Origin of the sequence: Paraburkholderia sp. SIMBA_027 (genome assembly GCF_046535315.1) — a bacterium.
Lineage (GTDB): Bacteria > Pseudomonadota > Gammaproteobacteria > Burkholderiales > Burkholderiaceae > Paraburkholderia > Paraburkholderia tropica.
This window is the reverse complement of the sequence record NZ_JAWRWY010001698.1, coordinates 1-232: the sequence shown is the minus strand read 5'-3', so window position 1 is coordinate 232 and position 232 is coordinate 1. Positions and strand designations below refer to the sequence as shown.

1 pseudogene is annotated in these 232 nt (G+C 60.3%); it reads right to left on the bottom strand.

Features of this window, described 5'->3' with window-relative positions:
* Positions 1 to 232, bottom strand: a pseudogene (locus SB764_RS44970) (hypothetical protein); the annotation flags it as partial.

Sequence of the window (232 nt, the reverse complement as noted above, 5' to 3'; positions counted from 1 at the left end):
CAGCTCGAATGCGGCGGCCGAAGTGGCACTTTCAATCGCAATGCGTTTACCGCCACCGCACTGTCGCACCAGCTCATCAATCTCGGCGGCCCAGTCGGCGGTGACGTTGCTCAGGAAGCTGTCGCAAAAATAGTAGGAAATCGCTTTGGCCGGGCGGACTTCATCGACGGTGTTCAGGTTTTCGGCCAAGTGCAGGCAGCCGCCGAACTCGAAGACCACCACCGGGCCTTCC